General features: G+C 72.5%; 7 protein-coding genes. 2 read left to right on the top strand and 5 right to left on the bottom strand.

All coding sequences use genetic code 11. The features are described 5' to 3' along the window. The 4 genes from D471_RS0130250 to D471_RS37005 form a co-directional block, all read right to left on the bottom strand. Positions 1 to 1327 (bottom strand): ATP-binding protein (locus tag D471_RS0130250; protein ID WP_017602077.1); only part of this gene is annotated, 1327 nt, incomplete at its 3' end. Positions 1328 to 1419: 92 nt separating this feature from the next. Continuing rightward, positions 1420 to 2607 (bottom strand): globin domain-containing protein, encoded by a 1188-nt coding sequence (locus D471_RS0130245; protein WP_017602076.1) that lies wholly within the window; start codon positions 2605 to 2607, stop codon positions 1420 to 1422. A 118-nt stretch (positions 2608 to 2725) separates the two neighbouring features. Next, positions 2726 to 3172 carry an RrF2 family transcriptional regulator gene (locus D471_RS0130240; protein ID WP_017602075.1) on the bottom strand — a complete coding sequence of 149 codons (447 nt, stop codon included), beginning with the start codon at positions 3170 to 3172 and terminating at the stop codon, positions 2726 to 2728. Positions 3173 to 3211: 39 nt separating this feature from the next. Further along, on the bottom strand, positions 3212 to 4822 hold the full coding sequence (locus tag D471_RS37005; protein ID WP_051059289.1) for an MFS transporter: 1611 nt from the start codon (positions 4820 to 4822) through the stop codon (positions 3212 to 3214). Positions 4823 to 5096: 274 nt separating this feature from the next. Here D471_RS37005 and panB point away from each other — a divergent pair, with 274 nt between their 5' ends. Beyond that, positions 5097 to 5951 (top strand): 3-methyl-2-oxobutanoate hydroxymethyltransferase, encoded by an 855-nt coding sequence (gene panB, locus D471_RS0130230; protein WP_026128237.1) that lies wholly within the window; start codon positions 5097 to 5099, stop codon positions 5949 to 5951. A gap of 184 nt (positions 5952 to 6135) precedes the next feature. Further along, positions 6136 to 7176, top strand: a complete 1041-nt coding sequence (locus D471_RS0130225) for an LLM class F420-dependent oxidoreductase (protein ID WP_017602072.1) — start codon at positions 6136 to 6138, stop codon at positions 7174 to 7176. Positions 7177 to 7210: 34 nt separating this feature from the next. On the opposite strand, the gene npdG is transcribed toward D471_RS0130225, so the two are convergent. Further along, positions 7211 to 7696, bottom strand: a 486-nt coding sequence (npdG, locus tag D471_RS0130220; RefSeq protein WP_017602071.1) for an NADPH-dependent F420 reductase, incomplete at its 5' end; no start/stop codon positions are given.

Here is a 7696-nt window from a genome sequence, read left to right as displayed (position 1 = left end):
CCCCCCGCCGCAGGACCTCGCCGCGGGGCTGGCCGACGCGTTCGACGGCGTCGGGGACCTGGTCCCACAGCTCCAGGACGCGTTCGAGCAGCGCCAGGTGTTCGGGGTAGGCGGCGGCGTCGGCCGCGTGGTCGGCGCCCCGCCAGGCCGAGGTGAGCGCCAGCGGCTGGTCGCGCGCCTCGTGGGCGTGGTGGGCGAGCTGGATCGCCCGTTCCGTCTCGGAGAGGCCCGGGACGCCCTTCTCCAGCGCCTCGGCGTAGCGGCGGTGGGAGCGGACCCGCTCACCGGGCAGCAGGTCGGTGTAGACGGCCTCGGCGAGCAGGGCGTGCCGGAAGGAGTAGCCGCTCTCGGTGGCGCGGAGCACCTGGGCGTCGACGGCCTGCCGCAGGGCTCGCTCCAGCTCCTCCTCGCTGGTACCCGAACAGCGCGCGGCCGCCGTCAGGACGGGGTGTTCGACGTGTTCGCCCGCCGTGGCGGCCAGGCCGAGCAGGCGGCGCGTGGCGTCGGGCAGCGCCTCGACCCTGGCGAGGAGCAGGTCCCGTGGCCCGTCCGGGAGACCGCCCCCGACCGGATCGGGGTCGGCGAGGAGGGACTCGACGAAGAGCGGGTTGCCGCCGCTGCGTTCGTAGAGCAGGTCGACGGCGCCGGGGGCGAGCGCGTGACCGCGCAGCCCGGCCGCCTGGGCGGCGACCTCGTCGCGGGTGAGGGGGCCGACGTCGAGTCGCCCGACCCGGGGCAGGCGCTGGAGTTCGGGGAGTAGACGGCGCAGGGGGTGGGTGCGGTGCAGGTCGTCGGTGCGCACGCTCACCAGCAGCTGGAGAGGGACCGCTCCCAGGTTGCGCAGGAGGAAGACGAGCAGGTCGCGGGTGGAGGCGTCGGACCAGTGCAGGTCCTCGACGACCACGGTGAGGCCGCCCGGTTCGGCCCGCTCCTCCAGGAAGGTGAGGACGGACTCGAAGAGGCGGGCGCGGCTCTCGTCGGCGGGATCGGGGCGGGCGCCCAGTTCGGGGACCAACCGGGACAGCTCGCGGGCGTGCGCGGCGGAGGGCGGGGCGCCCTCCTCGCGGGCGAGGTGGCGGATCAGCGTCGTGAAGGGCGCGAACGGGACGCCGTCCGTGCCCAGTTCGAGGCATCCGCCCACGGCGGTGCGGGCCAGCGGGGCGTCGCGCAGGTACTCGTCGATGAGCCGCGTCTTGCCGACCCCGGCGTCGCCGCGGAGCAGGACGGCGCGGGCGCCGTCCTCACGTGTGCGACGCGCGTCGCGCGCGAGCCGGGCGAGGTGGTCGTCGCGTCCCACGAGGGGGGAGGGAGGGTCGTGCTCCAACATGCCGTCCAGTATGTCGGGTTCATTCGACCGGTGGCACGGCGTTCTGCCCGGAGGCGGACCGGTGTCCGGCCGCCTCCGGGAGGGCTGAGCGGTCAGTCGGTACCCAGCCACAGATCGGGGCCGAACACCTCGTAGTGGACGTCCCTGGCCGGTACGCCGGCCGCGATCACCTGAGCGCGCACGTCGCGCATGAACGGCAGCGGACCGCACAGGTAGACCTCGCAGTCCCCGGGCAGGGCGATGCCGTCCAGGTCCATGCGCCCCCGGTGCGCCGCCCCCTCCGCGCCGGTCTCGTACCACACGTGGTGCTCGGCTCCGGGGATCCGGGCGACGAGGCCCGCCGCCTCCTCGCGGTGCGCGTGGTCCCCCGGCGAGCGGTCGGCGTGCAGGACGAGCACGCGGCGGTCACCGCCCCGTTCCACCAGGTGGTGCAGCATCGCCAGCATGGGGGTGCAGCCGATCCCGGCGGAGGCCAACACGACCGGCCGGTCACCCTCGCCGAGAGCGACGTCTCCGGCGGGGGCGGACACCTCCAGCGTGTCTCCGACCCTGACGGTGTCGTGCAGGAGCGTGGAGACCTCCCCCGCGGGGCCGTCCACCGCCCGCAGGCGCCTGACGGTGATGCGGCGGCGCCGCCCCTCCGCTCCGGTCAGGGAGTACTGGCGCGCCTGTCGGACGCCGTCGGGCATCCGCACCCGCACGCTCACGTACTGGCCCGGCCGGAACTCCGGAGCGGGGTCGTCGCCCTCGGGTTCGAGGGTGAGGGAGACCGTGTCAGGGGTCTGCTCGCGCCGCCCGACCACGCGCCATGAGCGCCACACGTCCCCTCCGGCGTGCCCGCCCTCGGCGTACAGGCGGGCCTCCAGGGCGATGAGGGCGCCGGCCATCAGCCAGTAGACCTCGTCCCAGGCGGCGACCACGTCGGGGGTGGCGGCCTCGCCGAGGACCTCGGCGATGGCGGAGAAGAGGTACTTGTGCACGATCACGTACTGGTCGTCGGTGACACCGAGGGAGACGTGCTTGTGGGCGATCCGCGCGAGTAGGGCGTCGGGCCGCTCGTCCGGGTGCTCCAGCAGAGCGGTGGCGAAGGCGGCGATCGACCCCGCGAGCGCCTGACGCTGTTCGCCGGAGGCCTGGTTGCCCCGGTTGAACAGGCCGTCGAGGAGTTCGGACCGCTCGCTGAGCATCGTCTCGTAGAAGCGGGCGGTGATGGCGTCCAGCGCTCCGGCCACGGCCGGGATCGTGGCCCGCACCGTCGCCGCCGACTCGGTGGAGAGCATGTTTCCTCCCTCACCCGGGGAAGGGTGCCCCGGGACAGATAATTGGTATCTGAAATGCATATTAAGCCCGCCGCGACGACCTCCCCATCCGGGGTACGCAGAACGGAGTATCAGCAGTTCAGAGCGGCTTTTCCGGTTCCCGCAGCAGAGTCAGGACGTCGTGGGTCGGCTGCGCCACGAGGGACTCCACGGTCACGGTGTCCAGGGAGGCGTAGAAGGCCTCACGCGCCTCGCGCAGCGCGAGGCGCAGACGGCAGGCGGACCGCAGCGGGCACGGGGGGTCGTCCTCACAGCCCGCGAGGTCCCCGGCCCCCTCCAGTTCCCGGACGATCATCCCCACCGACCCACGGCGCCCCCGGTCGGTCAGCAGCAGGCCGCCGCCCCGGCCCCGACGCGTCTCCACCAGCCCCATCTCGGACAAACGGGCGACGGCCTTGGCCAGGTGGGTGTAGGGCACGGCGAGCATGCCCGCGGCGGTCCGGGTGGTGAGGAGTTCGCCCTCCTCCGCCACCGCGAGCCGCATGACCAGCCGCAGGGAGACGTCGGTGAAGGCGGTCAGACGCATGTCCCTACGGTAGCCGGGGCCCGGCCCGCTCGGCCCGGATCAGCCGGAGGTCTCATCCTCGCGGTGGTCACCGCTCGCCACGGCCTCCTGGCCCTCGGCGGGCTGGTGTCGCCCCGCCTCGCGCGGCATCCAGATGAGGACGACGACCAGGCCGAACAGGCCGATCCCCAACGAGATGAGGGCGGCCAGGTGCAGCCCCGACATGAACGCCTCCTTGGCCGGGGCCACGAGCTCGCGGCCGTCCTCTCCGATACGCCGGACCATCGCGAGGGTGCCCTCGATCGATTCCCCCGCCGTGTGCAACTCCTCCGCACTGGTCCGGGAGGCCCCCTCCCCCTCCGCGAACGCGTCGAGGGCCGGGCCGACCTCCGCACGGTAGCGGGTGGAGATCACCGCTCCCAGGGTCGCCACCCCCATCGCGGTGGCGACCTGGCGCACCGTGTTCTGCACGGCGGAGGCGGCGCCGGCCTTCCCCGGCGGGACCGCGGACATGATCGCGTCCGTGGCGGGGGTCAGCACACTCGCCATCGCCGCGGCTTGGAGGAAGAAGACCACCAGGATGAGCGGAACCGGCGTGTCCTGGCTGAGCTGGCTGAAGAACAGGAAGCTCCCGCAGGCCACCAGGACGCCCGCGGCGGCGACCCTGCGCGGCCCCGCCCAGCGCACGAGCGTGGGACTGAGCGGCGCCATGATCATCTGCCCCACGGCGGAGGGCAGCACCAGCATCCCGGCGACGAACGGCGTGAACTCGCGCACGCTCTGCCAGTAGAAGCTCAGGAAGAAGATGATCCCGGCCATGCTGAAGAACAGCACCATGATGACGGCCATGGCGACGCTGAACCGGGGATCGCGGAAGAAGCGGACGTCCAGCGAGGGGTCGGGGGTGCGCGACTCGTGCAGGAGGAAGACCGCGACCAGGGCCGCACCCGCGACGAGCGCGCCGTACACGTCCCAGTCGGTCAGCGACGCCCTCTCCCCGGCGGTGATGATGCCGTAGATGAGCAGCACCAGCCCCGGAACGGACAGCAGCACGCCCAGCACGTCCGGCCGTCCGGGGTTCGGGTCCCGCGACTCCGGGATGAGGAAGAACACCAGGGCGAGCCCCAGCAGGACGAACGGCACGTTGATGAGGAAGATCGACCCCCACCAGAAGTTCACCAGCAACAGGCCGCCCGCCGTCGGCCCGATCGCCAGGGCCAGGCCCACCGAACCCGCCCAGATCCCGATCGCGCGGCCGCGCTGCTCGGGCGGGAACACGTGGGTGATGATCGACAGCGTCTGCGGCATCACCATGGACGCGCCCAGGCCCATGGCCGCGCGGGCGAGGATGAGCTGTTCGGGGGAACCCGAGTAGGCCGAGGCGGCCGACGAGGCTCCGAACACCACCAGGCCGCACACCAACAGGCGGCGACGGCCCCACCGGTCCCCCAGCACGCCGAAGGTGAACAGCAGGCCGGCGAACACCAGCGTGTAGGAGTTGATCGCCCACGCCAGCTCCGACTGGCTCGCGCCCACCCCGGCCTCGGGGTCCGACAGCGTGCGCAGCGCGACGTTGAGGATCGTGTTGTCGGCGACGATCACCAACAGACAGATAATGAGCACGCCTAGCGCGCCCCACCTGCGCCGGTACGCCGTCCGCGAGTCCAACATCCCACCTCCATACCAGGGTTCCCGGGAATGATCCCATGACGCGAACCGGTTGTATCCCAAGGAATGCGGCGCAACGGCGGCATGCGATGATGCTGGCGTGCGGCACCGGCCGACCGCCCGGACACGGCGGCGCGGCTCCCCGTACCGCACACGCACGGTCCCGTCCAGGACCGACCGGCCCCGAGGGGCCTCCTCGCGCGCACGCGCGAGACGATCTCGTCCACACGTCCGGGGACACCACACGGTGCTTCGAGACAACGGAGGAAGACACATGATGACCACCTCGATCAAGACCCCCTCCGACGGGAAGACCCTGTACGGCGGGGTCACCAGCCGACGCGTCACCGTCCGCGACCTGGCCGCGGCCAAGGAGCGCGGCGAGCGCTGGCCGATGCTGACCGCCTACGACGCCCTCACCTCCCGGATCTTCGACGAGGCGGGGATCCCCGTCCTGCTCGTCGGCGACTCCGCGGCCAACGTCGTCTACGGCTACGACACCACGGTGCCGGTGACCATGGACGAGCTGGTTCCGCTGACCGCCGCCGTGTCCCGCTCCACCCGGCGGGCCATGGTCGTGGCCGATCTGCCCTTCGGCGCCTACCAGGGCTCGCCCCAGCAGGCCCTGGAGGCCGCGACCCGCTTCATGAAGGAGGGACGGGCCCAGGCGGTGAAGCTGGAGGGCGGCCACACGGTGGCCCACCAGGTGGAGCTGCTCGTCTCGGCCGGGATCCCGGTGATGGGCCACATCGGCCTGACCCCGCAGTCGGTGAACACCCTCGGCGGTTATCGGGTCCAGGGACGTGGGGAGGCCGCCGCCGGGCTGCTCAAGGACGCCAAGGAACTGGAGCGCGCGGGCGCGTTCTCCGTCGTGTTGGAGTGCGTCCCCGCCGACCTCGCCGCCCAGATCACCGAGCAGTTGGGCATCCCGACCATCGGTATCGGCGCGGGTCCGTCCACGGACGCCCAGGTGCTGGTGTGGCAGGACATGGCCGGGCTCAGCCCCAAGGTGGCCAAGTTCGTCAAGACCTACGCCAACCTCGCCGACACCCTGCGTGAGGCCGCGTCCGGGTTCGCGGACGAGGTCGTGGGCGGCGCCTTCCCCGAGGAGCGCCACTCCTACGCCGGCTGACCGGAACCGATCCGGCCCGGTGACGCCGGTCGGGGCACCCGCCCCGGCCGGCGTCGCCGTGTCCGGGGCCGTCCGGACCCGCCTTCGAGTGTGAGGGAGGCTACTTTCCGAACGGCGCTCGGTAGTACAGTCGCTGCGTACCCAGCACCGACACGGGCCGGGACCGGCCCGCCGGGGAGGATCAATGCGCATCTCGATGCCGCTCCAGTACGCGGGCGAGCCCAAAGCCGCGGTGGACCAGGTGGTCGAACTGGAGAAAGTCGGGCTGGACACCGTGTGGGTGGCCGAGGCCTACGGGTTCGACAGCCCCACCCTGATGGGCTACATCGCCGCCCGCACCGAGACGGTGTCGATCGGCTCCGCCATCCTGCCGCTGTACACCCGCACCCCGAGCCTGGTGGCGATGACGGCCGCCGGGCTGGACGACCTCTCCGGCGGGCGCGCGATCCTCGGGCTGGGCGCCAGCGGCCCCCAGGTGATCGAGGGGTGGCACGGTGTCCCCTACACCAAGCCCCTGGCGCGCACCCGCGAGACGATCGAGATCTGCCGCAGGATCTGGGCCCGGGAGGAGCGCCTCACCCACGACGGGGCGGTCTTCCAGCTCCCGCTCCCCCCGGATCAGGGCACCGGCCTGGGCAAGCCGCTCAAGATCATCAACCACCCCGTGCGTCCCGACATCCCCGTCCACGTCGCCGCGCTGGGCGAGAAGAACGTCCAGATGACCGCCGAGATCGCCGACGGGTGGCTCCCCCACCTGTTCGTTCCGGAGAAGGCCGACGCCGTCTGGGGCGAGGCCATCGCCAAGGGGAGGGCCAGGCGCGACCCCGCCCTGGGCGAGCTGGAGATCTCCGCCGGCGGTCTGCTGGCCATCGGCGAGGGCGAGGACACCAAGCGGCTGCTCGACCTCGTCCGCCCGATGATCGCGCTGTACGTGGGCGGCATGGGCGCCAAGGGCAGGAACTTCAACACCCCCCGGCCCCGCCGGTACGGCTACGAGGAGGCCGCGGAGACCGTCCAGGACCTGTATCTGGAGGGCCGCAAGGACGAGGCCGCCGCGGCGGTGCCCGACGAGTTCGTCGAACTGACCAACCTGGTCGGCCCGGAGTCCTACGTACGCGAGCGTGTGGAGGCCTTCCGCGCGGCTGGCGTGACCAGGCTCAACGTCACTCCGGTGGGCGGGGACCCGGTCGCGCTCGTCGAGAGGGTCAAGGGCTGGCTGTCCTGACGCTCCGGGGCGCTCCCGGGTCCGGGGGCGCCCCTCACAGTCCCGTGATCCGGATCCCCGCGTGGGTCTTGTAGCGGCGGTTGACCGCGATGAGGTTCGCGGTGAGCGCCTCGACCTGGTGGGCGTTGCGGAGCCTGCCGCCGAACACCCCGCGCACCCCGGGAATGCGCTCGGCCAGGGCGCGCACCTCGTCGGTGGCCGCCCGGTCCTCACCCAGCACCAGCACGTCGAGGTCGACCGTGTCCACGTCCGGGTCCAGCAGGACCACGGCGGACACGTGGTGGAAGGCCGCGGTCACCCGGCTGTCCGGCAGCACCTCGGCGGCCTGCTGGGCGGCGCTGCCCTCGGCGACGTCGAGCGCGAACGGCCCGCGCTTGTCGAAGCCGAGCGGGTTGACGCAGTCCACGACGATCTTGCCCGCCAGGGCGTCGGCCAGGCTCACGAGCAGTTCACGGTGTCCGTCCCAGGGCACGGCGACGATGACGATGTCACCGGCGGCGGCCGCATCGGCGTTGGACAG

It is taken from the genome of Nocardiopsis lucentensis DSM 44048 (assembly GCF_000341125.1).
Lineage (GTDB): Bacteria > Actinomycetota > Actinomycetes > Streptosporangiales > Streptosporangiaceae > Nocardiopsis > Nocardiopsis lucentensis.
Note: the sequence above shows the minus strand (reverse complement) of the source record. Positions and strands in the feature narration are given on the sequence as shown.

Bases quoted from the DNA above. Each gene is read 5' to 3' on its own strand.
- D471_RS37005 (WP_051059289.1), bottom strand. From the start codon at position 4,822: ATGTTGGACTCGCGGACGGCGTACCGGCGCAGGTGGGGCGCGCTAGGC.
- D471_RS0130245 (WP_017602076.1), bottom strand. From the start codon at position 2,607: ATGCTCTCCACCGAGTCGGCGGCGACGGTGCGGGCCACGATCCCGGCC.
- panB (WP_026128237.1), top strand. From the start codon at position 5,097: ATGACCACCTCGATCAAGACCCCCTCCGACGGGAAGACCCTGTACGGC.
- D471_RS0130240 (WP_017602075.1), bottom strand. From the start codon at position 3,172: ATGCGTCTGACCGCCTTCACCGACGTCTCCCTGCGGCTGGTCATGCGG.
- D471_RS0130225 (WP_017602072.1), top strand. From the start codon at position 6,136: ATGCGCATCTCGATGCCGCTCCAGTACGCGGGCGAGCCCAAAGCCGCG.